Source organism: Vibrio sp. L85, from assembly GCF_963871815.1.
Classification (GTDB): domain Bacteria; phylum Pseudomonadota; class Gammaproteobacteria; order Enterobacterales; family Vibrionaceae; genus Vibrio; species Vibrio harveyi.
In genome coordinates this window covers 1-750 of record NZ_CAWMYL010000066.1, presented here as the reverse complement: position 1 = coordinate 750, position 750 = coordinate 1, and the positions used below count along the sequence as shown (strand labels likewise).

The window sequence follows — 750 nt, the reverse complement described above, 5'->3', positions numbered from 1 at the left end:
AGTCACATAGCAGAGCAATCAAAAGCCTGTAGCAAGGATTTACATCAACATGCCAAGTCTCTCTTAGATGAACGCCTCTCTATTCTCTCTGAAATACAAAGAGAGCTCGGTTTGCGGTTTGAAGAGTCGGTAAAATGCAACCCAGCAGACCTGCTTACCCAAGCAGATCGAAACTTCAATCCTGTAACGCGTACTTCTCATGTCAATATTATCGATGGAACAAAAGGAGGCAGGTCAAGGATCGTAGATATAACATCAAAAGCTCAGATTGAAACACTCAAAAAAGCGGCACAGATTCAGGGTAGCCATCGTTCAATGATCCCAAAGAACCTGTCCTATAAAGAATTCCGAGGGCATTGCTATTCAGCATACTCAAAAATCAAAGGTTATAGCCCACACAAGGAGAGGCATCACTACGCACAGCATAAGTACACGCAAGTAATGAGAGCGTTATCTGGTCAAAACACTATCTTGGCTCCGGTGCTGTGCAAGCATTCACGAGGTCGAGAGCATATCAAATACATTGCATCAGCAATCGGCTCAACCTACCAACGAGCAAAAGAGCTCGATTATCGAGCACGCTATGCCGTTGCTACATCACTAGGGCATGCGAGAGTAGACATCACTAACGCTTACTTAGGTTGATTGGAGGAACTGCTTATGTACAACATCCTGAAAGATCTCCATAAACCATTAGGGGACTTAAAAAGAAAAGGAGGAAAGAAATCAAGAAAGCAGCAAGCGAAAAGG

The 750-nt window shown here is 43.7% G+C and carries 1 protein-coding gene; it reads left to right on the top strand.

Going from position 1 to position 750, the window contains the following annotated elements; all coding sequences use genetic code 11:
• Positions 1-645: integrase domain-containing protein (locus tag AACR11_RS08260; RefSeq protein WP_189338768.1), on the top strand; the 645-nt coding region annotated here is incomplete at its 5' end.
• Positions 646-750: the final 105 nt, after the last annotated feature.